Origin of the sequence: Vibrio sp. OY15 (genome assembly GCF_000742455.1) — a bacterium.
Classification (GTDB): domain Bacteria; phylum Pseudomonadota; class Gammaproteobacteria; order Enterobacterales; family Vibrionaceae; genus Vibrio; species Vibrio alginolyticus.
Window position 1 is genome coordinate 640,815 of record NZ_JPIL01000001.1, and the last position, 26,969, is coordinate 667,783.

Consider the following 26,969-nt stretch of genomic DNA (forward strand, 5'->3'; position numbering starts at 1 on the left):
GTTTACCGATATTCAATCAACCCCATCCAGTGGATTGACCCAACAGGTTTTCTTTGTGAAGAAGGGCTAAAACGCTTGCAGAAAATGCTGGCTGAGTATCAGGCGCAAAACAACGTTCCCCAAGAGGTTTGCGATCAGATTTTAGAAGCAGCAAAAGAGTCATCTGTCGGAGAAGATGGCGTTCGTTCGCAAGTCAAAATCCGAAAACCCAAAGGTAAAAACAATATTCGATATGAATACGATTTAGACCATATCGATTGCGAGAGAAACGAGATTACTTTTTATCGTCATATCAATCATTCAGATGGCAGCAGACACGAAGTGCAGTATGTTGTTGGGATTGAGGAATTTGTAAATGCGCATGTTTTTGACTCAGAGAAAGTTGGCGAGGAAGAAGGTTGCACGATCTTCACTGAAGATCTTGTGCTGAATAAAGCAGAGTATAAAGAAAACTCAGAACTCAATATGAGTGATTATGAGCTAACAGAAAAAAACAAAGCAAAAATTGATGAATGCTTGAAAGAGCGTCAAGAGGCAATGGACGCTCGAACTGGCGAAGAGGGATATAATGCTCAAATTGGCAATATTAACCAACAGTCTGCAAAAATTGGTGAGTTAGCCGCGGATGACTTTGTCCGGAGTAAACGTCCTAATGCTAAGCTGCTTCATCCCAAAGATATTGGAACCTCAATTTCGAAGCCGGGCGATTTTGATATGGTTTACGAGGTGGAAGAGCCGCCACCAGGTGAAATTATAATTGTTGAGGCCAAAGGGGGTAGCAGCCCGCTGGGTAGCAGAAAAATTGGAAATATGGCATATCAGCAAGGGACAACGGAATACACTGCCGAAATCACCAACCTAATGTCTGAAAAAAGGAAGGAACGACTGAAAAATTAGCTGCCGACGAAATTCAATACGCCGCTTTATCCGGCAGAACTATTCGATATATACATACTCAAGCGAATATCCCTGAAAGTGGTAAGGCCTCAGATGTAAAACTAGAAGTGGCAGAGTTTAAAATTGATTCAAAAGGATTAAGTCAAAATGCAAAGTAAAGAATCGGTCAAATTTTTAGAGCGAAAAGCAAATCCTGAACTTGACACACAAGCCATTGTGAATCGGAAAAAATTTATAAACCGGGTTTTAGATAACAGAAAAGAAGGCCTTAAAATCAGGCGGGAAAATCTGGTCAGTCTTGGGGATTTTGCCATTGACCAGGTTCGCTGGTATACCTGGTTTCAAGCCTCTCATGAAGACGAACAAATTTGTACATTACGCCTTTATGAAACTTCTTTAATGGGAGCCTGTTATCATCAACTTGCTATGAATCCCAATGAAGAATTAACTATCAAGATCCTTGACTATCCTGAAGTAAAGTGGGGTGGTGAAAGCATTTTAAAAACGGGGTGCATAAATCCTAATAGATGGATCGATATGTATTTTATATCGACAGTTGTGCGTGACAGGCCAAGTTTAGACGCATTGGCGAACTTTCCGATTTCTTTGATGAGACAGAGCTCTACCAAATCGGGTGAGCTGTCTTATATGTTAGTAGACGTCATACAGTCGTTCCATAACCGCACATCGGATTATCCTGACAAGCTCGTCGCAGCAATGGACGCAGCGGTAGCCCAAGGGGATAACTGGGCGTTGGAAATTGCGATGGGGATCCTAGAAACCTTCGCGGCGTTCACTACCGACATTGGTTATGACTTTGAGAAAATGCTCGTTAAAAACCTACAGTTCCAAGAGAAATACCAAATGAGGCTTGATAAGCCAGAGGACTTGATTTCTATAGAAACTTTCATATCTTTCCCTCTTCTTGGCATGGCCTGTATGTGGTACGACAAAGGCAACCGTTTATCAGTTGAAACTGGTTGGCTTCCTCCCTATCTCGTCGAAGGATGTTGGCTAGAAGAAGTAAAAGCAGGGAAGATCACTCGATAAACCCCTTTAGTTAGCAATTCAGTATAATAACTTTCAAATCGCCAAGATTAATCGGCAATCTGCAGAAATTGGTGAGTTGGCCGCAGATGACGTTGTCCGGAGTAAGCGTCCTAATGCTAAGCTGCTTTATCCCAAAGATATTGGAACCTCAATTTCGAAGCCGGGCGACTTTGATATGGTTTACGATGTGGAAGAGTCTCCACCAGGTGAAATTATCATTGTTGAGGCTAAAGGGGGTAGCAGCCCGCTGGGTAGCCGTAAGCTCGGAAATATGGCATATCAGCAAGGGACCACTGAATATGCGACAGAAATAGTATCTTTGATGGACAGTAAGAAATATGGGACTACAGAAAAGGCAGCTGCTAATAGCATTAACTCTGCTATTCAAGATGGTATACCAATACGTTATGTACATACGCAAGCAGAAATATCTTCTAGTGGTAAGGTTTCCAAGTTCATAGCAAAAGAGTTTGATATAGATATAGGAGAGTTCAGAAATGGTTGATAACTCAAAGGTAAAAAAGGTTGAACGAGTAGCTCATGTTGAACTAAGTGATTTTGAAAGAGAAGCTTATCGAGAAGAGATAAAAGAGAGCTTAGACAAAAGGAAAAGGCGCATATCTATAAAACGAGAAAACTTGGTTTACTTGAGCGATGGTATTTCTTATCAACTCCGTTTGTATACATGGTTACCTCCATTAGATGATGATGAGAGAATCGGCACACTATGTCTATATGAAGCATCATTAATGCGTGCCTTTTATCATCAGCTCGCCATGAGACCTGACGAGCCTCAAAGTATTCAATTACCTGGATACCCGGAAGTAATCTGGAAAGGTGAAGGTATTTTAAAAACGGGGTGTTTACACCCTAACCGATGGCTTGATGCTTATTTCACTTCGGTGATTGTGCGTGACAAACCCAGTATGGACCTGTTGGCGAACTTTCCGATTTCTCTAATGAAGCAAAGCGCCACTAAGGAAGGTGAGCTTTCTTACATGTTAGTGGATGTCATTCAGTCATTCCACAACCGCACATCGGATTACCCTGATAAGCTGGTTGCAGCAATGGACGCAGCGGTAGCTCAAGGGGATAACTGGGCGTTGGAAATTGCGATGGGGCTCCTAGAAACCTTCGCAGCGCTCACTACTGACATTGGTTATGATTTTGAGGAAGTGCTCGTTAAAAACCTACAGTTTCAAGAGAAATATCATCTTAGAGAATTAGGACCAGATAGGATAGGCATCCGAACTTTTATTAACTTCCCTCTGCTTGGCATGGCTTGTATGTGGTACGACAAAGGCAACCGTTTATCTATTGAAACCGGTTGGCTTCCTCCTTATCTCGTCGAGGGGCGTTGGCTAGAAGAAGTAAAAGCAGGGAAGATCACTCGATAAATTATCATTTAGTTAGAAATTCAGTATATAAGCCACCTTTCACGAGGTGGCTTATATGTTTACCGATATTCAATCAACCCCATCTAGTGGATTGACCCAACAGGTTTCCTCTGTGAAGAAGGGTTAAAATGCTTACAGCAAATGCTGGCAGAGTATCAGGCGCAAATAACGTTCCCCAAAAGGTAAAAATCATATCCGATATGAATACGATTTAGACCATATCGATTGCGAGAGAAACGAGATTACTTTTTATCGTCATATTAATCATTCAGATGGCACCAGACACGAAGTGCAGTATGTTGTTGGGATTGAGGAGTTTGTCAATGCGCATGTTTTTGACTCTGAGAAAGTTGGTGGGGAGAAAGGTTGCACGATCTTCACTGAAGATCTTGTGCTGAATAAAGCAGAGTATAAAGAAAACTCAGAACTCAATATGAGTGATTATGAGCTAACAGAAAAAAACAAAGCAAAAATTGATGAATGCTTGAAAGAGCGTCAAGAGGCAATGGACGCTCGAACTGGCGAAGAGGGATATAACGCTCAAATTGGCAATATTAACCAACAGTCTGCAAAAATTGGTGAGTTAGCCGCGGATGACTTTGTCCGGAGTAAACGTCCTAATGCTAAGCTGCTTCATCCCAAAGATATTGGAACCTCAATTTCGAAGCCGGGCGACTTTGATATGGTTTACGAGGTGGAAGAGCCACCACCAGGTGAAATTATCATTGTTGAGGCCAAAGGGGGGAGCAGTCCTTTGGGTAGTAGAAAAATTGGAAATATGGCATATCAGCAAGAAAAATTCAACATGCAGCTTCGTTCGGTATACCTATTCGATATATACATACTCAAGCAAACATCCCTGAAGGTGGGAATGTCTCAGATGTAAAAGTAGAAGTGTCAGAATTTAAAATTGATTCCAAAGGACTAAGTTAAAATGCAAAGTAAAGTTGTAGAACGCAAAGCAAACCCTGAGTTGAGTGAAAGTGGAGTTTCTTCTGAGAAAGAATTTATCAATAAGATACTAGATCAGCGAAAAGAGGGTCTTAAAATCAGGCGGGAAAACCTGGTCAGTCTTGGTTATTTCGCCATTGACCAGGTTCGCTGGTATACCTGGTTTCAAACCTCGCATGAAGACGAACAAATTTGTACATTACGTCTTTACGAAACTTCTCTAATGGGCGCTTGTTATCATCGACTTGCTATGAATCCCAATGATGAATTAACTATCAAGATTCTCGACTATCCTGAAGTAAAGTGGGACGGGGAAGGCATTTTAAAAACGGGGTGCATAAATCTTAATAGATGGCTTGATATGTATTTCATATCGACAATTGTGCGTGACAGGCCAAGTATGGACATATTGGCGAACTTTCCAATTTCTTTGATGAGGCAGAGCTCTAACAAAGCGGGTGAGCTGTCTTATATGCTAGTAGACGTCATTCAGTCGTTCCACAACCGCACACCGGATTATCCTGATAAGCTGGTTGCTGCAATGGACGCAGCGGTAGCTCAAGGGGATAACTGGGCGTTGGAAATTGCGATGGGGATCCTAGAAACCTTCGCAGCGCTCACTACTAACATTGGTTATGATTTTGAGGAAGTGCTCGTTAAAAACCTACAGTTTCAAGAGAAATATCATCTTCGAGAATTAGGACCAGATAGAATAGGGATCCGCACGTTTATTAATTTCCCTCTGCTTGGCATGGCTTGCATGTGGTACGACAAAGGCAACCGTCTATCTGTTGAAACTGGTTGGCTTCCTCACTATCTCATCGAAGGACGTTGGTTAGAAGATGTAAAAGCAGGGAAGATCACTAGATAAACTCCTTTAGTTAGCAATTCAGTATAATAACTTTCAAATCGCCAAGATTAATCGGCAATCTGCAGAAATTGGTGAGTTGGCCGCAGATGACGTTGTCCGGAGTAAGCGTCCTAATGCTAAGCTGCTTTATCCCAAAGATATTGGAACCTCAATTTCGAAGCCGGGCGACTTTGATATGGTTTACGATGTGGAAGAGTCTCCACCAGGTGAAATTATCATTGTTGAGGCTAAAGGGGGTAGCAGCCCGCTGGGTAGCAGAAAAATTGGAAATATGGCATATCGAATACACTGCAGAAATCACCAACCTAATGTCTGAAAAAAGGAAGGGACGACTGAAAAATAACAGCAAGACAAATCCAAGATGCAGCTTTATCCGGCATACCTATTCGATATATACATACTCAAGCAAGCATTCAAGAGAACGGGGATGCATCGGATGTAAAACTAAAAGTGGCAGAGTTTAAAATTAATTCTAAAGGGCTAATTTAAAATGCAAAGTAAAGTTGTAGAACGCAAAGCAAACCCTGAGTTGAGTGAAAGTGGGGTTTCTTCTGAGAAAGAATTTATCAATAAAATATTAGATAAAAGAAAAGAAGGCCTTAAAATCCGGCGGGAAAACCTGGTCAGTCTTGGTGATTTCGCCATTGACCAGGTTCGCTGGTATACCTGGTTTCAAACCTCGCATGAAGACGAACAAATTTGTACATTACGTCTTTACGAAACTTCTCTAATGGGCGCTTGTTATCATCGACTTGCTAGGAATCCCAATGGTGAATTAACTATAAAGATTCTCGACTATCCTGAAGTAAAGTGGGACGGGGAAGGTATTTTAAAAACGGGGTGCATAAATCCTAATAGATGGATTGATATGTATTTCATATCGACAGTTGTGCGTGACAGGCTAAGTTTAGACGTATTGGCGAACTTTCCGATTTCTTTGATGAGACAGAGCTCTACCAAAGCGGGTGAGCTGTCTTATATGCTAGTAGACGTCATTCAGTCGTTCCACAATCGCACATCGGATTATCCTGATAAGCTGGTTGCAGCAATGGACGCAGCGGTAGCTCAAGGGGATAACTGGGCGTTGGAAATTGCGATGGGGGTCCTAGAAACCTTCGCAGCGCTCACTACTAATATTGGTTATGATTTTGAGGAAGTGCTCGTTAAAAACCTACATTTCCAAGAGAAATACCAAATGAGGCTCGATAAGCCAGAGGACTTGATTTCTATAGAAACTTTCATATCTTTCCCTCTTCTTGGCATGGCCTGTATGTGGTACGACAAAGGCAACCGTTTGTCAGTTGAAACTGGTTGGCTTCCAGCTTATCTCGTCGAAGGACGTTGGCTAGAAGATGTAAAAGCAGGGAAGATCATTCGATAAACTCCTTTAGCAAATCAATATACAAGCCATCTCTCATGGGGTGGCTTTTACGTTTGAGGTGGGGAGCTTGTTGTTTGTTGAACGCTCCATCATTGGTGGCATTACCAATATGCAGTCCACCATATCCAGTGGATTGACCCAACAGGTTTGGGGCAGCCAATACTGGCATAGTATAAAAAAGTCTGAACTCAATACGAGTGATTATGAGCTAACAGAAAGAAACAAAGCAAAAATTGATGAATGCTTGAAAGAGCGTCAAGAGGCAATGGACGCTCGAGCTAGCAAAGAGGGATATCACGCTCAAATTGGTAATAATTAACCAGCAGTCTGCAAAAATTGGTGAGTTGGTCGCGGATGACTTTATTCGGAATATACGCCCTAATGCTAAGTTGAGCCATCCCAAAGACCTTGCAACTTAGGGATCGAAACCAGGTGATTTCAATATGGTGTACCTCTCAGATGATACTGAAGAAATCATCATCGTCGAGGCTAAGGGTGGCAGCAGGCCGCTCGGCAGTCGTAAAATTGGCAATGAAGCATATCAGCAAGGGACAAGCAAATATGCGGCGGAAATCGTTAAATTAATGTCTGAACAAAAAGCTGGTACAACAGAAATTGATGCTTCAGATGGCGTATCTAAAGTGAATGTAAAAGAGTTTGATATTAGCCTCGAAGAATTAGGTTAAGGGAAGTAAAGTTAGTATGAAAAAGATAAATAGAAAAGCAGCCTACGAGTTGAATACTGAGGAACTTAATTACTATACAAAACAAATAGAAAAAAACTTAGAGAAAAGAAAACATCGTATCACAATAAAGCGCGAAAACTTGATATATCTAACAGACGGGGTTTGGGAGCAAGTTAGGTTATATACTTTGTTTCCAGTGTCTGAACTAAATGACCGAATAGGAACGCTGCGTCTATTTGAAGCCTCGATAATGCAAGCTAGCTATCATCGACTAGCTCAAAAACCTGAAAGCCCTTTGACGGTTAAGGTACCTGATCATCCTGAAATAACTTGGAAAGGCGAAGGTATTTTAAAAACAGGTTTCATTTGTCCTTCAATGTGGCTAGATGCGTATTTTACCTCTGTCATCGTTCGTGATAAACCTAGCTTGGACGTATTGGCGAACTTTCCGATTTCTTTGATGAGACAGAGCTCTACCAAAGCGGGTGAGCTGTCTTATATGCTAGTAGACGTCATTCAGTCGTTCCACAATCGCACATCGGGTTATCCTGATAAGCTGGTTGCAGCAATGGACGCAGCGGTAACTCAAGGGGATAACTGGGCGTCGGAAATTGCGATGGGGATCCTAGAAACCTTCGCAGCGCTCACTACTAACATTGGTTATGACTTTGAGGAAGTGCTAGTCAAAAACCTACAATTCCAAGAAAAATATCATCTTCGAGAATTAGGATCAGATAGGATAGGCATCCGCACTTTTATTAACTTCCCACTGCTTGGCATGGCTTGTATGTGGTACGACAAAGGCAACCGTTTATCTGTCGAAACTGGTTGGCTTCCTCCCTATCTCGTCGAAGGGTGTTGGTTAGAGGATGTAAAAGCCGGAAATATAATTCGCTAAGCTTTAAAGGGAGCTAGGTCATCATTTCTGACGTTTTGTTGCGTTACACTTGGCATTATGTGTCCTTTTTAAAGATACCTAAGCCCTTTTACTCGAATAGCTTGAAGCGCTCAGACGTAGTAGTAGAAGTAGCAGAGTTTAAAATTGATTCCAAAGGACTACGTTAAAATGCAAAGTAAAGGAACAATCAAAATTGTAGAACGCAAAGCAGATCCTGAGCTGAGTGAAAGTGGAGTTTATTCTGAGAAAGAATTCATCAATAAGATATTAGAACAGCGAAAAGAAGGTCTTAAAGTCAGGCGAGAAAACTTGGTTAGTTTTGGTGATTTTGCCATTGACCAGGTTCGCTGGTATACCTGGTTTCAAACCTCACATGAAGACGAACAAATTTGTACATTACGTCTTTATGAAACTTCATTAATGGGGGCTTGTTATCATCGGCTGGCTATGTTTCCGAATGAGCCATTAACTGTTCAGATACTCGGTTATCCAGAAGTAACATGGGATGGTGAAGGTATCTTAGAAATGGGCTTCATTTGTCCTTCAATGTGGCTGGATACTTATTTTATATCGGCAATTGTGCGTGACAGGCCAAGTATGGACGTATTGGCGAACTTTCCGATTTCTCTGATGAGACAGAGCTCTACCAAAGTGGGTGAGCTGTCTTATATGTTAGTAGATGTCATTCAGTCGTTCCATAACCGCACATCGGACTACCCTGATAAACTGGTGGCCGCGATGGACGCGGCAGTTGCTCAGGGTAATGACTGGGCGTTAGAAATCGCCATGGGTATTTTGGAAACTTTTGCTGCCCTGACAACTGACATCGGTTATGACTTTGAAGAAGTATTAGTTAAAAACCTACAGTTCCAAGAGCAATACCAAATGAGGCTCGATAAGCCAGAGGACTTAATTTCTATAGAAACCTTCATCTCTTTCCCTCTGCCTGGCATGGCTTGTATGTGGTACGACAAAGGCAACCGTTTATCTGTCGAAACTGGTTGGCTTCCTCCATATCTCGTCGAAGGGTGTTGGTTAGAAGAAGTAAAAGCAGGGAAGATCACACGATAAAACCCTTTAGTTAGCAATTCAGTATAATAACGTTCAAATCGCCAAGATTAATCAGCAATCTGCAAAAATTGGTGAGTTAGCCGCGGATGACTTTGTTCGGAGTAAACGTCCTAATGCTGAGCTGCTTCATCCCAAAGATATTGGAACCTCAATTTCGAAGCCGGGCGATTTTGATATGGTTTACGAGGTGGAAGAGCCGCCACCAGGTGAAATTATAATTGTTGAGGCCAAAGGGGGGTAGCTGCCCTATGGGCAGCCGTAAGATTGGAAACGAAGCGTATCAGCAAGGGTCTAGCAAATAAGCTGAAGAAATCACTAAGCTAATGTCTGAAAACGAAGATGAAACGACAGAAAAAATAGCTGCGAAAAAAATCAGAGATGCATCAGATATAAAACTAGGAATAGCTGAGTTTAAAATTGATTAAGAAGGGTTAGTTCAACAATGCAAGGTAAAAAGCCAGCCAAAATTATAGAGCGTACAGCAAGGCCCAGGTTAGATGATAATAGCATTGCTTCTGAGAAAGATTATATCAATCGAATCTTAGATAAAAGAAAAGAAGGGCTCAAAATTAGGCGAGAGAACTTGATTAGCTTTGGAGATTATGCATTCGAGCAAGTGCGCTGGTTTACGTGGTATCAAGCTTCATGTGAAGACGAAAAAATTTGTACATTACGCCTTTATGAAACTTCGTTGATGAGTGCTTGTTATCATAGCCTTGCAATGCATCCCAATGATAAATTAACCATAAAGATCCTCGACTATCCTGAAGTAACATGGAAAGGCGAAGGTATTTTAAAAACAGGCTTCATTTGTCCTTCAATGTGGTTAGATGCCTATTTCACCTCTGTCATCGTTCGTGATAAACCCAGCATGGATGTATTGGCGAACTTTCCGATTTCTTTGATGAGACAGAGCTCAACCAAAGCGGGTGAGCTGTCTTATATGCTAGTAGACGTCATTCAGTCGTTCCACAATCGCACATCGGATTATCCTGATAAGCTGGTTGCAGCAATGGACGCAGCGGTAGCTCAAGGGGATAACTGGGCGTCGGAAATTGCGATGGGGATCCTAGAGACCTTCGCAGCGCTCACTACTAACATTGGTTATGACTTTGAGGAAGTGCTAGTCAAAAACCTACAATTCCAAGAAAAATATCATCTTCGAGAATTAGGACCAGATAGGACAGGCATCCGCACTTTTATTAACTTCCCTCTGCTTGGCATGGCTTGTATGTGGTACGACAAAGGCAACCGTTTATCTGTCGAAACTGGTTGGCTTCCTCCATATCTCGTCGAAGGGTGTTGGTTAGAGGATGTAAAAGCCGGAAATATAATTCGCTAAGATTCAAAGGGAGCTAGGTCATCATTTCTGACGTTTTGTTGCGTTACACTTGGCATTATGTGTCCTTTTTAAAGATACCTAAGCCCTTTTACTCGAATAGCTTGAAGCCCTCAGACGTAGTAGTAGAAGTAGTAGAGTTTAAAATTGATTCAAAAGGATTAAGTCAAAATGCAAAGTAAAGAATCGATCAAGATTGTAGAGCGCAAAGCAAATCCTGAACTTGACACACAAGCCATTGTGAGTAAAAAAAATTTTATAAACCGGGTTTTAGATAACAGAAAAGAAGGTCTTAAGGTCAGGCGAGAAAACTTGGTTAGTCTTGGTGATTTTGCCATCGACCAGGCTCGCTGGTATACCTGGTTTCAAACTACGCATGAAGACGAACAAATTTGTACATTACGTCTTTACGAAACTTCTTTAATGGGAGCCTGTTATCATCAACTTGCTATGAATCCCAATGAAGAATTAAGTATCCAGATACTCGGCTATCCAGAAGTGACATGGGATGGTGAAGGTATTTTTAAAACAGGCTTTATTTGTCCTTCAATGTGGCTTGATGCTTATTTTACTTCGGTGATTGTGCGTGATAAACCTAGCATGGATGTATTGGCGAACTTTCCGGTTTCTTTGATGAGACAGAGCTCTACCAAAGCGGGTGAGCTGTCTTATATGCTAGTAGATGTCATTCAGTCGTTCCATAACCGCACGTCGGACTACCCTGATAAACTGGTGGCCGCGATGGACGCGGCAGTTTCTCAGGGTGATGATTGGGCATTAGAAATCGCCATGGGTATTTTGGAAACTTTTGCGGCCCTGACAACTGACATCGGTTATGACTTTGAAGAAGTACTCATTAAGAACCTACAGTTCCAAGAGCAATACCAAATGAGGCTCGATAAGCCAGAGGGCTTAATTTCTATAGAAACCTTCATATCTTTCCCTCTGCTTGGTATGGCATGTATGTGGTATGACAAAGGCAACCGTCTATCTATTGAAACCAGTTGGCTTCCTCCTTATCTCGTCGAAGGGCATTGGTTAGAAGATGTAAAAGCAGGGAAGATCACTCGATAAATCCTTTAGTTAGCAATTCAGTAAATAATCCACCTTTCACGAGGTGGATTATATGTTTACCGATATTCAATCAACTCCATCTAGTGGATTGACTCAACAGGTTTCCTCTGTGAAAAACGCTTACAGCAAATGTTGGCAGAGTATCAGGCACAAAATAACTTTCCCCCAAGAGGTTTGCGATCAGATTTTAGAGGCAGCAAAAGAGTCATCCGTCGGAGAAGATGGCGTTCTCTCGCAAGTCAAAATCCGAAAGCCAAAAGGTAAAAAACATATCAGAAGCTCTAGTCAAAATTCCAGTCAATGAATTAATAAAACTAACGGTATCTCGCCCTTTTTGGGGGCATTAAGCGTTGGATGGGAGCCTACGAGCGATTTTTACCCAGCAGTCGGTGAAGGTGGAGTTAATCAATTTCTAGGAGAAACTAAAAGTTGGGACGATAGCTAGGTTATCCCATTACAAAGTTGAGGATAAAATGAATTTTGAAGATGATCTTGTGACTATACTCATAAATTTCAGAGATAACATTATTAATGATATGGCTCTTAAAAAGTGGGTTACTAATAATGAGTGCGATTTAAAAGCCTTGCTAGGAAAGTCAGGGCTTACTTTGAAAATAAATAATGGTGATAGAAAGGCAGTTACGTCTGTAATTGCTCAATATAGTGGCTCGGAAAAAACTTATTTTATATAAGGAGGGCCCCTTCAAAGGCTTGACCGACGTTGAGTGCTGTGAAACAGCAATTGCTATGGCAGTTTATAATGGAATTCTAAAAAAGTGCCTCAACCTCATTGGTTTCAGCCGTCCACTAAAGAGATCGGGGCCGCCGAGTTTTACGAATCTATAGGCAGTAAATCTGTTTGGAATCTGGTAATCCCAGAGCGAGCATCTAGAGGGTACTGGAAAAAATAGGTTAGATCTCTATTTTTGGCGTTCATGTTTCGTGACACATGGCATTTTATGGCTAAGACTCAACGGTATGTCACTTAACTAGGAGTTGTCCCCTAAAAAATAATGGCGTGTTTTCTTACAACCAGGAGACTACGGTATGGCCTACCTTGTAGAAGAACCCAAAACCCAGGGAAATTATTCTCGTAGACGTTAAGAGGTATTAGCCCACTAGACAGCCGTAAGGTTGGAAATATGGCATATCAGCAAGGGACAACTGAATATGCAACTGCAATTACTGATCTAATGGCTCAAAAGGACAAAGATACAACCGAATAGAAAGCGGCCAGAAGTATAAAAAGCATTGAGAAAAAAAACTCCTGTTAGATATATTCACACCGCAGCGGCTATTTCTGATGCTGGAGAGGTTTCTTCAGTTAATGTAAAAGAATTTAACGTAGAATTAGGGCTGGATTAAATGTCTGATAATAAAAAGAAAGTTAGCATGAGGAGAAAGGCGGAACCTCAATTGACACCAAATGATGTCGCTGACTACCAAATGTATATCAATGAAGATTTAGATGAGCGCAAAGAGCTAATAGCAATCCGCAGGGAGAACTTAGTCGCTCTTAGCGACGACGTTTCAGAACAAGTGAGGTGGTATAGTTGCTTTCCATCTTCAATAGAAACTGAACAAATCGGAACACTTTGCCTTTATGAGGCATCATTGATGCGTGCTTTTTACCATCAACTTGCCATTAAACCAAATGAACCTCAAAGCGTTAAATTACCTGATTATCCAGAAGTAACATGGAAAGGCGAAGGTATTTTAAAAACAGGCTTCATTTGCCCCTCAATGTGGCTAGATGCGTATTTTACCTCTGTCATCGTTCGTGACAAAGCTAGCATGGATGTGTTAGCGAACTTTTCGATTTCTTTGATGAGACAGAGCTCTACCAAAGCGGGTGAGCTGTCTTATATGCTAGTAGACGTCATTCAGTCGTTCCACAACCGCACATCGGATTATCCTAATAAGCTGGTTGCAGCAATGGACGCAGCGGTAGCTCAAGGGGATAATTGGGCGTTGGAAATTGCGATGGGGATCCTAGAAACCTTCGCAGCGCTCACTACTAATATTGGTTATGATTTTGAGGAAGTGCTCGTTAAAAACCTACAGTTCCAAGAGAAATATCATCTTAGAGAATTAGGGCCAGATAGAATAGGGCTCCGCACGTTCATTAATTTCCCTCTGCTTGGCATGGCTTGCATGTGGTACGACAGAGGCAACCGTCTATCTGTTGAAACCGGTTGGCTTCCACCCTATCTTGTTGAAGGACGTTGGCTAGAAGATGTAAAAGCAGGGAAGATCACTCAATAACACCCTTTAGTTAGCAATTCAGTCTATAAGCCATCTTTCTCTTGAAATGGCTTTATATTTATGGTGGGGAGTTTGTTGTTTGCCGAACGACCAATCATTCGTGGCATTATCAGAAAACCCAAAGTTAAAAATCATATTCGATATGAATACGATTTAGACCATATTGATTGCGAGAAGAACGAAGTTACTTTTCATCGTTATATCAATCATTCAGATGGTAGTAAACGCAAAGTTCAATATGTTGTAGGTATAGAGGAAATTGTCCAAATCATCCCCTTAAATAAAACTCAAAGGAGGGGAGTGTTGCGAATTATTATGGCGGTTCTTTAAGAAGAGGTTGTGGGCTCAAGTTAAATAACGAAATAGTTGGCGGGTTACCTGAAAACCATGCTGGAAATCACCAAATTAGTATCAATATTGCTCAGGAATATCCGGTCATGCATAGAGCTACCGAACTTGATTATAACATTAACAGAGGTGCAAATGGGATTGCACTTCCAACTAATATTAAAACATCTGTCGAAATAGGCCTTCCCTGACACGTGGGTAGACATCTAAGTGCTAGGCACCAAGGTTCTCAGGTGCTTTAGTTCGACGAGAAATGAGAGCGTTGTAAACTAAGTATGGTCGTGGTTTGATCGATGATATGATTTTTGTAGATGAAATTGGAAAAACAGAAAGTAACATTAGGAATGCTCTGGAAAAGAATGAAGCTCGATCGCAATTGGATGATCCGCAATGGAAAAGTAGGAAGTAGTAATGACACTTAAAATTTGGACCAACAAGGTAGATAGAGACTCCGATTTTACTCAAGGCAAAGTAACGCAGTCTAGTGTATTAATAGGATTGAATCTGACGGGAGGCGTTGCCCTAGGAGACAAATGGCCAAAAGTTACTATTGATGTCATATCAGATGACAAGCCTGCGGATAGTTTTCTTAGTGGTCCTTTATTAATCGTGAGTCGACGGTTATCTGATTTAATTTCTAAGCACACACAAACGAGTGAAGTTGAATTCCTACCGATTGAGGTTAATTACCAAGGTAAAAGTTTTGGTGAATACTATTTTTTAAATGTTCTTGCGATTTGCGATTTACTGGATAGAAATCATTCAATATTTAGTGAGTTTGATGGAGAGGTTGATTCAATTGATCGAGTTGTCCTTAAGAAAGATATTGAAATGCAGAAAACTATATTTCAACTGGATGCTATCGAGTGGTTATTATGTGTCGATGAAAAACTGGCTGAATTAATCGAGAACAAAGATTTTTCAGGAGTGGTATTTAAGTCAGAAAGTGAATGGCGTCCTTTTTAGAGCTCCTCGGGTATTTTTTTAGCCATCTCTTACGAGGTGGCTTTTATATTTATGATTGGGAGCTTGTTAGTTGAACTGTCAATAGTGGCATTACCAATATGCAGTCAATCCTATCCAGTGGATTGACCCAACAGGCTTCTTGTGTGAAGAAGGGCTAAAACGCTTGGGTCAAATGTAGGCAGAGTATCAGGCCCAAAGCGATGTCCCCCAAGAGGTTTGCGATCAGATTTTAAACGCTGCAAAAGAGTCATCCGTCGGAGAAGATGGCAGCAGACACGAAGTGCAGTATGTTGTTGGGATTGAGGAATTTGTCAATGCGCATGTTTTTGACTCTGAGAAAGTTGGCGGAGAAGAAGGTTGCACGATCTTCACTGAAGATCTTGTGCTGAATAAAGCAGAGTATAAAAAAACTCAGAACTCTATATGAGTGATTATGAGCTAATAAAACGAAACAAAGCAAAAATTGAAGAGTGTTTTAAAGAACGTTAAGAGGCTAGGAAGGCTCGAACTGGCGAAGATGGATATAACGCTCAAATCGCCAAGATTAATCAGAAATCTGCAAAAATTGGTGAGTTAGCCGCGGATGACTTTGTCCGGAGTAAACGTCCTAATGCTAAGCTGCTTCATCCCTAAGGTAAATTTAGAAGCCGGGCGATTTTGATATGGTTTACTAGGTGGCAGAGCCGCCACTAGGTGAAATTATAATTGTTGAGGCCAAAGGAGGGAGCAGCCCGCTGCGCAGCCGTAAGATAGGTAACATGGCATATCAGCAAGGGACAACTGAATATGCAACTGTAATTACTGTTCTAATGGCTCAAAAGGACAAAGATACAACCGAATGGAAAGCGGCCAGAAGTATAAAAAGCATTGAGAAAAAAAACTCCTGTTAGATATATTCACACCGCAGCGGCTATTTCTGATGCTGTAGAGGTTTCTTCAGTTAATGTAAAGGAATTTAACGTAGAATTAGGACTGGATTAAATGTCTGATAATAAAAAGAAAGTTAGCATGAAGAGAAAGGCGGAACCTCAATTGACACCAAATGATGTCGCTGACTACCAAATGTATATCAATGAAGATTTAGATGAGCGCAAAGAGCTAATAGCAATCCGCAGGGAGAACTTAGTGTGGGCTCCAAATCGGATTCAAGGTCAGTATGATATTTATGCGTTGCGGCAGGTTGTTGATACTCTTAAAGTGACAGATAAATGTTGGGTAAACGCGGTGATATAGTTAATGCTTTAAAATTACTGGTTAAAACCGCAGCTGAGGAGATAAATATGGCAGGTGAGCATAGCGCAAAAGATGTAATGGCCGCGATTAGATCCGGTGACGTGAGTGAGGTTGAAAAAATTCTCTCAGGAGATGACAAATTACTTCATCTAATTACGCCTCTGGGTTCTTGGTTGCATATCGCAACGGAGCAAGGGCAAGATAAAATTGTAGAGCTTCTGGTGAATCTAGGTATTGATGTAAATGTTAAGGGGGGGCCTTCAGGTGTAACTCCTTTAAATACAGCTGCATATGAAGGTCATTTAGACTTACTTACCTATTTTCTAGAAAGAAATGCAGTGATGGATATATCTGAACCAGACCGCAACCCATTGTTTGCTGCGATCCATGCAGGTCATAAAAATATTGTGGAGCTATTACTAAAAGCTGGTATAGATACAAAGGTAAAATATACTGGTAACTCTATGAAAGACATGGACGCTATAGCGTTTACTTATGAGTGGGGACGCAAGGAAATCGCAGAAATGATTAAAGAGCACAATAGGCACGCTTAGTAGAAGTTAATATGGTACGACAAAGGCAACCGTCTATCTGTTGAAACCGGTTGGCTTCCACCTTATCTTGTTGAAGGGCGTTGGCTAGAAGATGTAAAAGCAGGGAAGATCACTCGATAAACTCCTTTAGTTAGCAATTCAGTATATAAGCCACCTCTCATGAGGTGGCTTTTACGTTTTGTTGAGCTATATGGTGCGCATTATGTTGGTGCACTAAAACCACATTGGTGCATTTATTAGCATGTTAAACACCATTTCAAGAATACCTAATTTTATTAAAGTTCATACAAAACAATAAATTAAAGCGTAAGTGTTAGAAATATAAATTATGGAATGAGAATTGCTCTGTTAGACGCTCTATAAATCAAGTTCACCAAATTGGTGATGAGCCTAACTTTGATGCACAGGATAAGTGCGCTACAGATCAATGGAGACAATTATAATGAGTGTAACTGCCAATCAGGTACACGGCGCTGTACAAACTCTCACGCAAAGTTCCGACACACTTTTCTTACTACTTGGCGCAATCATGGTTTTTTTGATGCATGCTGGTTTCGCTTTTCTTGAAGTAGGAACCGTGCGCCAAAAGAACCAAGTTAATGCTTTAGTTAAGATATTGGTTGATTTCGGTATATCCGCCATCGCGTATTTTTTTATTGGATACTGGGTCGCTTATGGCGGCACCTTCTTTGCTGATGCTGAGACATTATCTCAAGGCAATGGTTACGAGTTAGTGAAGTTCTTTTTCTTGCTGACCTTCGCTGCAGCGATTCCCGCTATTGTTTCAGGTGGTATCGCAGAACGAGCTCGTTTTTATCCGATTCTAATCGCAACATTTTTCACTGTCGGCATCGTATACCCGTTATTTGAGGGAATGATCTGGAACGGAAACTTTGGTGTTCAAGCTTGGTTTGAAAATACCTTTGGTTATGGCTTCCACGATTTTGCAGGTTCAGTCGTTGTACATGGTGTTGGCGGCTGGATAGCGCTTGTTGCCGTCGTGTTTTTGGGCATGAGAAAAGGCAGAGTTCGAGCAGGAAAGCACACCAACTTTGCACCTTCGAATATTCCTTTTTTGGCCTTGGGAGCTTGGATCTTATGTGTGGGGTGGTTTGGCTTCAACGTCATGTCAGCTCAAACTGTGTCAGGCATAAGTGGCTTGGTGGCTATGAACTCATTGATGGCAATGGTCGGAGGCATTGTTGCGTCATTGTTGGCTAGTAAGAATGACCCTGGCTTTATTCATAACGGCCCACTGGCTGGCTTAGTTGCTGTATGTGCGGGCTCAGACTTAATGCATCCTATCGGTGCTTTAGTGACAGGTGCGATTGCTGGCGTGCTATTTGTTTATCTTTTTACCCACCTACAAAACAAAACCAAGATTGATGATGTGCTGGGTGTCTGGCCTTTACACGGTGTATGTGGCGCTTGGGGTGGTATTGCTGCGGGGATCTTTGGCCAAAGCTCGTTGGGTGGGCTAGGGGGCGTGAGCATTATCGTTCAGTTTCTAGGAACGCTTTTGGGCATTTCCATCGCTGTGCTTGGGGCACTTGCAGTCTACGGCGCGATTAATACCAGTATGGGACTAAGGCTTTCAGAAGAAGACGAATTCAATGGCGCTGACCTAGCCATTCATAAAATATCTTCGACCAACGAGGATTGAGGCCAATATGGGAGCGGCATAAAGCCGCTCTTTTAGCAATTGCCTTTCTTGGCTTGGCCTGGAGGACAGAAATTACCATTACCTCGATGGTCATCATCATTGGAGCTGACTCTTACCTTTACATCATCGACTTCGCCTTCAACATTGGTAAGTTGACAGCCTGCCAAAGTCATAAGCAATATAAACGCTAGAGATACTTGTCTCATTGCTGTTCCTCTTAAATTGTAATTCTAATAGTGACCATTACGACTATGGTCTAATCCATATTACTACTGTTGCTATTCTTTCAGTGTTAAGCTAATGAAAAAACAGCAAGGATGAGTTATGAATTTCCCTTATAGAAATATTGTAGTACTTACTGGTGCAGGTATCTCGGCCGAATCTGGTATTCAAACATTTCGTGCGCAAGATGGCCTATGGGAGAATCACCGTATCGAAGATGTAGCAACGCCTGAAGGGTTTGCTCGCGATCCGGACCTTGTTCAAGATTTTTACAACCAACGCCGCAAGAAACTTCAAGATAATGCGATAAAGCCTAATGCAGCGCATGAAGCATTGGGTCGTTTAGAGGCTGAGTTAGAAGGTAAAGTGACGGTCATCACTCAAAATATAGACAACCTTCACGAAAGAGGAGGCAGTCAGAATGTGATTCACATGCATGGTGAGTTGCTCAAGGCCCGCTGTAGTGAATCTAACCAAGTAGTAGAGCACAATGAGGACATTAAGACCGGCGAGCTTTGTCATTGTTGTCAGATCCCTTCACAAATGCGACCACATATTGTTTGGTTTGGTGAAATGCCACTGCGAATGGGTGATATCTACGCGTCATTAGAAGAAGCAGATTTGTTTATTTCGATTGGGACTTCTGGCGTTGTGTATCCCGCAGCAGGTTTTGTTCATGATGCAAAAATGCACGGCGCACATACCATTGAAATTAACCTAGAACCTAGTGCGGTAGAAAGTGAATTTGAGGAAAAACGCTACGGAAAAGCAAGCGTTGAGGTTCCAAAATTAGTTGACGAGATACTGGCTCTAGAAGGAAAAGAAAGAGCGTAATAACTTCAACAGGAAGAGTTTTTGTCTTGTCATTAAGAGCAAAAAAGCGGCTCATGAGCCGCTTTTTCATATCTTTAAAACTAACGAATTAGTTGTTCACTTTTAGCTTTTGGAAGTACTCATCGTACATTACGCTCGCTTCGCCAACTTCATCTTGCCAAGTACCGCTGTCCATCACTTCTTGTGGTGGGAAGATGCTTGGATCATTAGCAAATTCTTTCGGTAGCAGATCGTGTGCCGTTTTAACTGGAGTAGGGTAACCAATCTCTAGTGCGATTTTAGCTGCATTCTCAGGACGTAGTAGGAAATCGATCATCTTATGAGCGGCGTCAACGTTCTTTGCGCCAGTTGGAATTGCTAGGCTGTCCATCCAGAAGATAGTGCCTTTTTCTGGCCAGATGATGTCGATGTTCGCGCCTTCTTGACGAGCCATGTATGCAGAACCGTTCCAAAGCATGCCTAGTGAAACTTCACCCGCAAGGTAAGGGTTTGCAGGAAAGTCTGAGTTAAATACTAATACGTTTGGCATTAGCTTTTTCAGTTCTTCGTAAGCGGCTTTGATTTCTTCTGGGTTAGTCGTGTTTGGTGAGTAACCAAGCTTAGTCAATGCAATGTGGAATACTTCGCGAGAATCATCCATCAGCATTAGTTGACCTTCCCACTTGCTATCCCAGAAATCATCCCATTTAGAAACCGATGACTTGTCTAGCATGTCAGCATTGATACCAATACCGGTCGCACCCCAAATGTATGGGATAGAGTAGTTGTTGTTCGGATCGAACGGTTTGTTTAGGAAGTTAGTATCAAGATCGGCAAAATGAGATAATTTCTCTTTGTCGATCTGTTGTAGCATGCCTTCTTTACGCATTTTAGAGACGAAATAGGTAGACGGTACTACCAAGTCGTAACCAGAACCTTGAGTTTTTAGTTTTGCATACATACTCTCGTTAGATTCGTATGTAGAGTAAATAACTTTGATTCCAGTTTCTTTTGTAAAGTCTTCAAGAACTTCGTTTGGAATGTATTCCGACCAGTTGTAGAAATACAGTTCTTGATCAGCAGCCATTGCAGGGGTAGCGATGAGCGTCGCTGCACATAGAGCGCTTGCGTAGAATTTACTTTTCATTTGTTTTCCGTTTTGTTTCGCGATTGGACAAGTCAATACTAGTTGGAGTTATCAATTTGAGCCAAATCACAGTAAGCACAAATATGTTCATTTAGCTTGAATATCGTTGTCTCCTTGTTATGAGACGATAAATCTATGATACCAAGACAAATAAACCTAGCAACGCGCGATTATATCAGCCTAAGACAAAAATAGGCAGCGTATTGCTGCCTATTTTCCTATGGTTGATGACTTGTTACACAAGCTAGATTATTGTCCCGCTTTCAGCTTGAGGAAATAATCTTCGTACTTAACGGTTAGATCACCAACCGCATCTTGCCATTCAACACGGTCAAGGTCTTCTTGAGAAGGGAACAGTGGGGCAACGTCTTTAAACTTAGCATTCGATTCTTCCACCGCCGTTAGGTAGCCAGTATCACGAGAGATTTGCTCTGCGATTTCTGGGCGCAGTAGGAAGTCAATCATCTTGTGAGCGGCTTCTACGTTCTTCGCACCGGAAGAGATAGCGAAGTTATCAACCCAGCCGATACCGCCTTCTTTAGGAAAAACGAGTTTAAGGTTCAGGCCTTCACTTTGTGCCGCTGCGGCGCTACCGTTCCAAAGCATACCAACGCCCACTTCACCAGACATGTAAGGTGCGCCAGGGTTGTCAGAGTTGAAAACTAAAACGTTAGGCATCAACTTTTGTAGCTCAGCGTACGCTTCATCGATTTGCTTAGGGTCTTTTGAGTTACCTGAGTAGCCAAGTTTACGCAGAGCGATATGGAACACTTCACGAGTGTCGTCCATCAACATTACTTGACCTTCAAGCTCAGGCTTCCATAGGTCAGCCCAGCTTTGGAAGTCGTTTGGATCGTACATATCTGCGTTAACCGCTAGGCCTGTAATCGCAACAACGTGTGGGATAGAGTAGTCGTTACTTGGATCGTAAGGCTTGTCTAGGTAGTTTTTATCTAGGTTGCCGAAGTTTTTCAGCTTAGTCTTATCGATCTTTTGTAGCATGCCTTCGTCACGCATCTTCGCCACGAAGTACGTTGAAGGTACTACTAGGTCATAACCTTGGTTATGAGTTTTTAGCTTTGCATACAAAGTTTCGTTCGACTCGTAAGTCGAGTAGATCACTTTGATGCCAGTTTCTTTAGTAAATTGCTCTAGGATATTACTGTTGATGTAAGGACCCCAGTTCATAAATACTAATTCTTTATCATCCGCTGCCGCTGTACCAGAGAACAGAGAAAGCGCACATGCACTACCAGCTAATAGAGTAGCCCATTTTTTCATTGACGTTAGCTCCAAACCAAACGTTGTCCAATTTTGGACGATAGATAGAAAAACAGAATGGCATGTAACCATTCTGTTTCGCGATGTTAACGGGTGCGGATTCTACTTTACTTTTTCTCTTGCTAGCAACTGAGAAATTACTACCAAGACCAAAGAAACAATCAACATCACCGTTGCTAGGGCGTTAACTTCCGGTGAAATGCCCACCTTAACCATTGAGTAAATCTTCAATGGCAAGATTTCGTATGTTGGACCCGTTACAAACGAGCTGATGATCACATCGTCCAAAGACAGGGTAAAGCTCAATAGCCAACCTGCGGCAACCGCTGGTTTAGCGAGAGGAAGGATGATCTGTTTCAAGATAACCCACTCGCTTGCACCAAGGTCTTTTGCTGCTTCCAACATTTTCACATCAAAGCCATTTAAGCGGCTGTATACAGTTACCACAACGAATGGTAGACAAAAGGTGATGTGAGCAATCAATAGTGTAAAGAAGCCAAGCTGTGCGCCTAATACTAGGAACAGAGCAAGTAATGAAATCGCCATTACAATATCGGGAGACATCATCACGACAAACAGCATGCCGTTTACCGCACCTTTACCTTTGAACGAGTAACGGAATAGGGCAACGGCCGTTAAGCTACCAATGATGGTTGCTGCTGTCGCTGAGAATACCGCTACGTTCAATGAATGCCATGCAGCTTGCATTAGGCTGTCGTTATTTACTAAGGTTTCGTACCATTTCGTGGTGAAACCACCCCATTTCATACCAAATTTGTTGGCATTAAATGAGTTAACAATTAAGACGATGATTGGCAGATACAAAAATGCATACACCAGCGCCATAAAGCTAAATCTAACTGTGCGTCCCATTAGTCTAGCTCCACTTTCTTATTCAATAGTTTGCCTGCTCTGTAGTAAGCGTAAAGCATCACAGCCATTGCGAAGGTGAGGGCGATACTGGTCGCAGCACCAAATGGCCAGTCACGAGCGTTCAATACTTGGCTCTTAATAACGTTACCAATCAGTAGGTTCTTCGCACCACCAAGAAGGTCAGAGATGTAGAACATACCTAGTGCTGGTAGCAGAACCAACAAACAACCACCGATAATGCCAGGCATTGTAAGAGGTAGAATCACTTTCGTAATGGTTTGGAACTTGTTCGCACCAAGATCTTTCGCCGCCTCGATATAAGTGTTGTCCAACTTCTCGATTGCCGAGTAAAGCGGCAGAATCATAAATGGAAGCAGGATGTACACAAGACCAATCATTACTGCTGTTTCGGTGTACATAATACGTAATGGCTTATCGATGATTTCCATCGCCATTAATGATTTGTTCAAAATACCTTGTGTACCCAGAACAATCTTCAGGCCGTAAGTACGGATAAGAGAGTTTGTCCAAAAAGGTACGATAACTAAGAACAACATGAATGGGCGCCATTTCTCTGGCATTTTCGCTATGATGTAAGCAAATGGGTAACCAATTACTAAACACAACAACGTCGCCACAATCGCCATGTAGAACGAGTGCATCAGCACTTTCGCATACAAGGGGTCGAGTAGACGTAAGTAGTTGTCGAAAGTAAATGTCATTTCGATTAAGTTTGCTTCATCACGCGTTAAGAAACTCGTACCGATAATCATCACATTTGGTACCAACACGAAAAGTGTTAGCCAACCGACGATTAAGGTAATGATCGCGTTTTGAAGATTAATCTTCTTGCTTATCATTGAGGACTACCTCCCAGCTCTCAACCCAAGTGATAGCGACTTTCTGGCCAAGTGAGTGGTCCACATCAGGATCATCTTCGTTAAAGAATTCGCTAACCATTACACGCATGCCCGAATCCAATTGGATAACTGAATCAAGCGTCATACCTTTATAGGTACGCTCTGTTACGTGACCTACGATGCCTTTTTCTTCAGACTCTTTGATCTCTTCGATACGTAAGTCTTCTGGGCGAAGTAGTACTTGCAGTTTTTCACCTGCTTGCGCTTCCTGATCGTAGTAAACAACAGACTCGACACCTTCGATTTCTGCACGGATACGTTTCTCGTCGATACGCTCTAGCATGGTTGCGTTGAATACGTTGATCTCACCGATAAAGCGAGCAACAAATAGGTTCTTCGGCTCTTCGTAAATCTCACGTGGAGAACCATCCTGCTCAATAACACCGTCGCGCATTACAATAATGCGGTCAGACATCGATAGGGCTTCTTCCTGATCGTGCGTAACGAAGATAAAGGTAATACCAAGTTGACGCTGAAGCTGTTTAAGCTCAATTTGCATTTGCTTACGCAGTTTGTAATCAAGTGCAGATAGAGATTCATCTAGCAGCAGTACTTTTGGTTTGTTAACAACCGCACGCGCAATGGCGATACGTTGTTGCTGACCACCAGAAAGCTGATGAGGCTTACGCTGTGCCATTTTTTCTAGGCGCACCATGCGCAGTGCTTCCATTACTCGTGGTTCAATGTCCGCAGTAGGCGTTTTCTGCATACGAAGACCAAAAGCGACATTCTCATATACGGTCATGTGTGGAAACAATGCGTAACTTTGAAATACCGTGTTGACGTGCCTTTGCTCTGCAGGAACCTGTGTTACATCCTGGTCATCCAAAATAATTTGACCGTTATCTGCCGTTTCAAAACCTGCAATCATGCGTAAAACTGTTGTCTTACCACAACCAGAAGGCCCGAGAATCGTCAGAAATTCACCATGATTAACATCCAGATTTAAATTACCGATGATTTCCTTACCATCGAAACTTTTACTAATACCAGATAAACGAATAACTGGCTTTCCTGCTTGCGGTTTTGCGTTCAACGTCTGTATTTCCCCCACGTTCAAGCCGGGATTATCCCAGCTGATGTGACACTAACCATTCACTTTTGAGGCGCGCATCATAATCACCAAAAGTGTGAAATTAAAGCATTTTCTTATCTTGAAACAGAAATAATTTTGCAGGAAAAAGCCATCATTCCTTACCATACTGTTTTTATGAGATTAATTGGCATCTAGACACAGTTTGATAGCACTAAACTTTGTTCAACAATTGTTTCAATTTCATGACCTTGAAAGTGGTTAATTATCAACCATACAGTTGAGATTGCAAGGATTGTAGGTGAGTTGTGATGTTAGATGTGGAAAGATTTCTTTATAATGACGATTACATTAATTGACTGGAATTCCAGTCAAAATTTTACAAGTTAGTCTTGGATAAACTATGAACGACGATTTTGAGAAAGATTTCAATCTTGGGGGGAGTGTAGAGCGAGCTTTGTCTGGCAACTACGAGCTTAAAGCTGGCGCGGTTTTTAACGAAGCTTGGCGAGCAACCATCCAGCACTTTTTATCATTTTCTCCTGCCATTATTGTATTGCTTTTTGTCCAGTTAGGTATTTTCTATATTGCATTAAAACTGCAGTTGGGCGATTTGAGCGTTATTCTTGATGCATTTGAGAACCCAGAGTCGTTCACAAACGATATTGTGTCTTCTATTTATGTCGCGAATTTCAGTTATGAGGTGATTAGCGCACCAATTTATGCGGGGATCAGCTTGATGGCTATGAGCCATGTCGCCGGCCTGAAGACTAAGTTGCGCCATGTTGGAAAGGGGTTGCAGTTCACCATTCCTGTTATTCTAGCAACGCTCATGAGCTTAATGCTACAAGGTGTGGTTGGTATGATTTTTCCTTTACTGTCGCTGTATCTTTCCTTGGCATTTAGTCACTCTATTTTGTTGATTTGTGAGAAAAGGGTGCCACCAATGCAAGCGTTGCTGTTATCACTTCGCGCAATCAACAAGAAGATTTTTGTGGTCGCGGGGCTTTACTTAGGCGTGATGTTAATGTTTATTATTGCAGCAATGTTCTACGGTATTGGCTTGATTTTTGTGCTGCCATTCTTCTTCCATTTGAAAGGCATACTCTACCGCGAAATGTTTGGAATTAAGCTTAAGATCGTTACAACACAGAAAAACGATAATGATCACGATGGTAACTCACAGGTGTTTGATGCCTAATTCTTTGAAATCAATAAGTTTACGAGTGGCGGCAACCTGTATAGCCGCCACTTTCATTTCTATAGGCCCATATTTACACTACGAGAAACAGTTTAAATATGTGGAAAATCCTGACGTACTCTCTGGCAAGATTAAGCATGTCGATTTATCACACTTGCCATACATCGGTGATATCCCAGACTTCAATTCAATAAAAGATACGAAAGAGAAAAAAGCTGCTTTTTTTGATTTTTTAAGGCCTAAAATTGCTCTTGAGAATCAACGAATTCGTCATGAGCGGGCCTTTCTGACCTCTTTAAAGGTGGGACAAGTGACGCAAGAACAACAAGAGTATGCGCAGCGGTTATCATCTCTGTATTCGTTGCCCTTGAGTAACGATAAGATTGATCAAGCATGGCTAGACGAGATGCTTGTGCGAGTGAACGTCTTACCTGAAGCCTTGGTTCTAACTCAAGCGGCAAATGAATCTGCGTGGGGCACTTCTCGTTTTGCTACTCAAGCAAACAACTTGTTCGGCCAATGGTGTTATAAAAAGGGCTGTGGAATTGTTCCAGCGCAACGTGGCGCTAACAAAGTTCATGAAGTTGAAAAATTCGATTCTATACAACAGTCTGTTCATGGCTACTTTATGAATGTTAATCGAAACCCAGCGTATGCAGACCTGCGTGAAATCAGAACATCTCTGGCTGAAAAGAACAAGGGCTTGTTAACGGTCGCAACCGCGTCAGAGTTAACGCATGGGTTGCTAGCCTATTCTGAACGTGGCATCGCCTATGTACACGATCTTCGCGCTATGATTCGTCATAACAACGCCTACTGGACGCAATAAAATAAC

General features: G+C 41.9%; 24 protein-coding genes and 9 pseudogenes. 27 read left to right on the top strand and 6 right to left on the bottom strand.

Annotation, left to right across the window (positions count from 1 at the left end; genetic code table 11):
• Nucleotides 1-9 precede the first annotated feature (9 nt).
• The 24 genes and pseudogenes from IJ23_RS25265 to IJ23_RS02895 form a co-directional block, all read left to right on the top strand.
• Nucleotides 10-1,055, top strand: a pseudogene (locus IJ23_RS25265) (RHS repeat-associated core domain-containing protein); the annotation flags it as partial.
• Complete coding sequence (locus tag IJ23_RS02800) at nucleotides 1,045-1,947, top strand: immunity 49 family protein (protein ID WP_033905278.1); 903 nt, start codon at nucleotides 1,045-1,047, stop codon at nucleotides 1,945-1,947. The pseudogene IJ23_RS25265 and the gene IJ23_RS02800, both read left to right, overlap by 11 nt.
• A gap of 28 nt (nucleotides 1,948-1,975) precedes the next feature.
• Nucleotides 1,976-2,452 (top strand): annotated as a pseudogene (locus tag IJ23_RS02805) (RHS repeat-associated core domain-containing protein); the annotation flags it as partial.
• Nucleotides 2,445-3,344, top strand: coding sequence for an immunity 49 family protein (locus IJ23_RS02810; RefSeq protein ID WP_033905282.1), 900 nt, complete (start codon nucleotides 2,445-2,447; stop codon nucleotides 3,342-3,344). The pseudogene IJ23_RS02805 and the gene IJ23_RS02810, both read left to right, overlap by 8 nt.
• 45 nt (nucleotides 3,345-3,389) lie before the next feature.
• Nucleotides 3,390-4,277, top strand: a pseudogene (locus IJ23_RS25270) (RHS repeat-associated core domain-containing protein); the annotation flags it as partial.
• 1 nt (nucleotide 4,278) lies between these two features.
• Nucleotides 4,279-5,166, top strand: coding sequence for an immunity 49 family protein (locus IJ23_RS02820; RefSeq protein WP_033905284.1), 888 nt, complete (start codon nucleotides 4,279-4,281; stop codon nucleotides 5,164-5,166).
• A gap of 28 nt (nucleotides 5,167-5,194) precedes the next feature.
• Nucleotides 5,195-5,655 (top strand): annotated as a pseudogene (locus IJ23_RS25785) (RHS repeat-associated core domain-containing protein); the annotation flags it as partial.
• A 1-nt stretch (nucleotide 5,656) separates the two neighbouring features.
• Entirely contained in the window at nucleotides 5,657-6,547 is an 891-nt protein-coding gene (locus IJ23_RS02825; protein WP_033905285.1) for an immunity 49 family protein, read from the top strand.
• A 175-nt stretch (nucleotides 6,548-6,722) separates the two neighbouring features.
• A pseudogene (locus tag IJ23_RS24680) lies at nucleotides 6,723-7,182 on the top strand (RHS repeat-associated core domain-containing protein); the annotation flags it as partial.
• 67 nt (nucleotides 7,183-7,249) lie between these two features.
• Nucleotides 7,250-8,131, top strand: a complete 882-nt coding sequence (locus tag IJ23_RS02840; RefSeq protein WP_033905287.1) for an immunity 49 family protein — start codon at nucleotides 7,250-7,252, stop codon at nucleotides 8,129-8,131.
• Between the two features lie 168 nt (nucleotides 8,132-8,299).
• Nucleotides 8,300-9,202, top strand: a complete 903-nt coding sequence (locus IJ23_RS02845) for an immunity 49 family protein (protein ID WP_033905288.1) — start codon at nucleotides 8,300-8,302, stop codon at nucleotides 9,200-9,202.
• A 28-nt stretch (nucleotides 9,203-9,230) separates the two neighbouring features.
• Nucleotides 9,231-9,627: pseudogene (locus tag IJ23_RS25790) on the top strand (hypothetical protein); the annotation flags it as partial.
• A gap of 17 nt (nucleotides 9,628-9,644) precedes the next feature.
• Nucleotides 9,645-10,544, top strand: a complete 900-nt coding sequence (locus tag IJ23_RS02850; RefSeq protein WP_033905289.1) for an immunity 49 family protein — start codon at nucleotides 9,645-9,647, stop codon at nucleotides 10,542-10,544.
• A gap of 168 nt (nucleotides 10,545-10,712) precedes the next feature.
• Nucleotides 10,713-11,615 (top strand): immunity 49 family protein, encoded by a 903-nt coding sequence (locus tag IJ23_RS02855; RefSeq protein WP_033905290.1) that lies wholly within the window; start codon nucleotides 10,713-10,715, stop codon nucleotides 11,613-11,615.
• 63 nt (nucleotides 11,616-11,678) lie between these two features.
• Nucleotides 11,679-11,892, top strand: a pseudogene (locus tag IJ23_RS25340) (hypothetical protein); the annotation flags it as partial.
• 196 nt (nucleotides 11,893-12,088) lie between these two features.
• Nucleotides 12,089-12,307 carry a hypothetical protein gene (locus IJ23_RS02860; protein WP_033905291.1) on the top strand — a complete coding sequence of 73 codons (219 nt, stop codon included), beginning with the start codon at nucleotides 12,089-12,091 and terminating at the stop codon, nucleotides 12,305-12,307.
• Between the two features lie 673 nt (nucleotides 12,308-12,980).
• Nucleotides 12,981-13,880, top strand: a complete 900-nt coding sequence (locus IJ23_RS02865; RefSeq protein ID WP_033905292.1) for an immunity 49 family protein — start codon at nucleotides 12,981-12,983, stop codon at nucleotides 13,878-13,880.
• Nucleotides 13,881-13,952: 72 nt separating this feature from the next.
• Entirely contained in the window at nucleotides 13,953-14,210 is a 258-nt protein-coding gene (locus IJ23_RS25345) for a hypothetical protein (RefSeq protein ID WP_128740512.1), read from the top strand.
• A gap of 429 nt (nucleotides 14,211-14,639) precedes the next feature.
• Nucleotides 14,640-15,194, top strand: a complete 555-nt coding sequence (locus IJ23_RS02875) for an imm11 family protein (RefSeq protein WP_033905294.1) — start codon at nucleotides 14,640-14,642, stop codon at nucleotides 15,192-15,194.
• A gap of 88 nt (nucleotides 15,195-15,282) precedes the next feature.
• A pseudogene (locus IJ23_RS25505) lies at nucleotides 15,283-16,175 on the top strand (RHS repeat-associated core domain-containing protein); the annotation flags it as partial.
• Nucleotides 16,176-16,427 (top strand): hypothetical protein, encoded by a 252-nt coding sequence (locus IJ23_RS02885; protein WP_033905296.1) that lies wholly within the window; start codon nucleotides 16,176-16,178, stop codon nucleotides 16,425-16,427.
• A complete protein-coding gene (locus IJ23_RS02890) occupies nucleotides 16,403-16,981 on the top strand; it encodes an ankyrin repeat domain-containing protein (protein ID WP_225452442.1) in 579 nt (192 codons plus the stop codon). Before IJ23_RS02885 ends, IJ23_RS02890 begins: the two co-directional genes overlap by 25 nt.
• A 9-nt stretch (nucleotides 16,982-16,990) precedes the next feature.
• A pseudogene (locus IJ23_RS25795) lies at nucleotides 16,991-17,101 on the top strand (immunity 49 family protein); the annotation flags it as partial.
• 322 nt (nucleotides 17,102-17,423) lie between these two features.
• Nucleotides 17,424-18,644 carry an ammonium transporter gene (locus tag IJ23_RS02895; RefSeq protein ID WP_033905297.1) on the top strand — a complete coding sequence of 407 codons (1,221 nt, stop codon included), beginning with the start codon at nucleotides 17,424-17,426 and terminating at the stop codon, nucleotides 18,642-18,644.
• Nucleotides 18,645-18,676: 32 nt separating this feature from the next.
• Here the strand turns inward: IJ23_RS02895 and IJ23_RS25350 are convergent, their stop codons facing one another.
• Nucleotides 18,677-18,850, bottom strand: coding sequence for a hypothetical protein (locus tag IJ23_RS25350; protein ID WP_169628679.1), 174 nt, complete (start codon nucleotides 18,848-18,850; stop codon nucleotides 18,677-18,679).
• Between the two features lie 118 nt (nucleotides 18,851-18,968).
• Here IJ23_RS25350 and cobB point away from each other — a divergent pair, with 118 nt between their 5' ends.
• Complete coding sequence (cobB, locus tag IJ23_RS02900) at nucleotides 18,969-19,700, top strand: Sir2 family NAD+-dependent deacetylase (protein ID WP_005377522.1); 732 nt, start codon at nucleotides 18,969-18,971, stop codon at nucleotides 19,698-19,700.
• 88 nt (nucleotides 19,701-19,788) lie between these two features.
• Here cobB and IJ23_RS02905 read toward each other — a convergent pair whose 3' ends face one another.
• The 5 genes from IJ23_RS02905 to potA form a co-directional block, all read right to left on the bottom strand.
• Nucleotides 19,789-20,826 carry an extracellular solute-binding protein gene (locus IJ23_RS02905; RefSeq protein WP_033905298.1) on the bottom strand — a complete coding sequence of 346 codons (1,038 nt, stop codon included), beginning with the start codon at nucleotides 20,824-20,826 and terminating at the stop codon, nucleotides 19,789-19,791.
• Nucleotides 20,827-21,075: 249 nt separating this feature from the next.
• Complete coding sequence (locus IJ23_RS02910; protein WP_033905300.1) at nucleotides 21,076-22,107, bottom strand: extracellular solute-binding protein; 1,032 nt, start codon at nucleotides 22,105-22,107, stop codon at nucleotides 21,076-21,078.
• 102 nt (nucleotides 22,108-22,209) lie between these two features.
• Entirely contained in the window at nucleotides 22,210-22,980 is a 771-nt protein-coding gene (gene potC, locus IJ23_RS02915; protein ID WP_005389180.1) for a spermidine/putrescine ABC transporter permease PotC, read from the bottom strand.
• Nucleotides 22,980-23,840 carry a spermidine/putrescine ABC transporter permease PotB gene (gene potB / locus IJ23_RS02920; RefSeq protein WP_005377512.1) on the bottom strand — a complete coding sequence of 287 codons (861 nt, stop codon included), beginning with the start codon at nucleotides 23,838-23,840 and terminating at the stop codon, nucleotides 22,980-22,982. The genes potC and potB overlap by 1 nt, the downstream gene beginning before the upstream one ends.
• On the bottom strand, nucleotides 23,821-24,936 hold the full coding sequence (potA, locus tag IJ23_RS02925; protein ID WP_017634901.1) for a spermidine/putrescine ABC transporter ATP-binding protein PotA: 1,116 nt from the start codon (nucleotides 24,934-24,936) through the stop codon (nucleotides 23,821-23,823). The genes potB and potA overlap by 20 nt, the downstream gene beginning before the upstream one ends.
• Before the next feature lie 400 nt (nucleotides 24,937-25,336).
• Between potA and IJ23_RS02930 the strand changes: the two genes are divergently transcribed.
• Complete coding sequence (locus IJ23_RS02930) at nucleotides 25,337-26,134, top strand: hypothetical protein (RefSeq protein WP_005389175.1); 798 nt, start codon at nucleotides 25,337-25,339, stop codon at nucleotides 26,132-26,134.
• Nucleotides 26,127-26,963 carry a glucosaminidase domain-containing protein gene (locus IJ23_RS02935; protein ID WP_033905301.1) on the top strand — a complete coding sequence of 279 codons (837 nt, stop codon included), beginning with the start codon at nucleotides 26,127-26,129 and terminating at the stop codon, nucleotides 26,961-26,963. The genes IJ23_RS02930 and IJ23_RS02935 overlap by 8 nt, the downstream gene beginning before the upstream one ends.
• Nucleotides 26,964-26,969 lie beyond the last annotated feature (6 nt).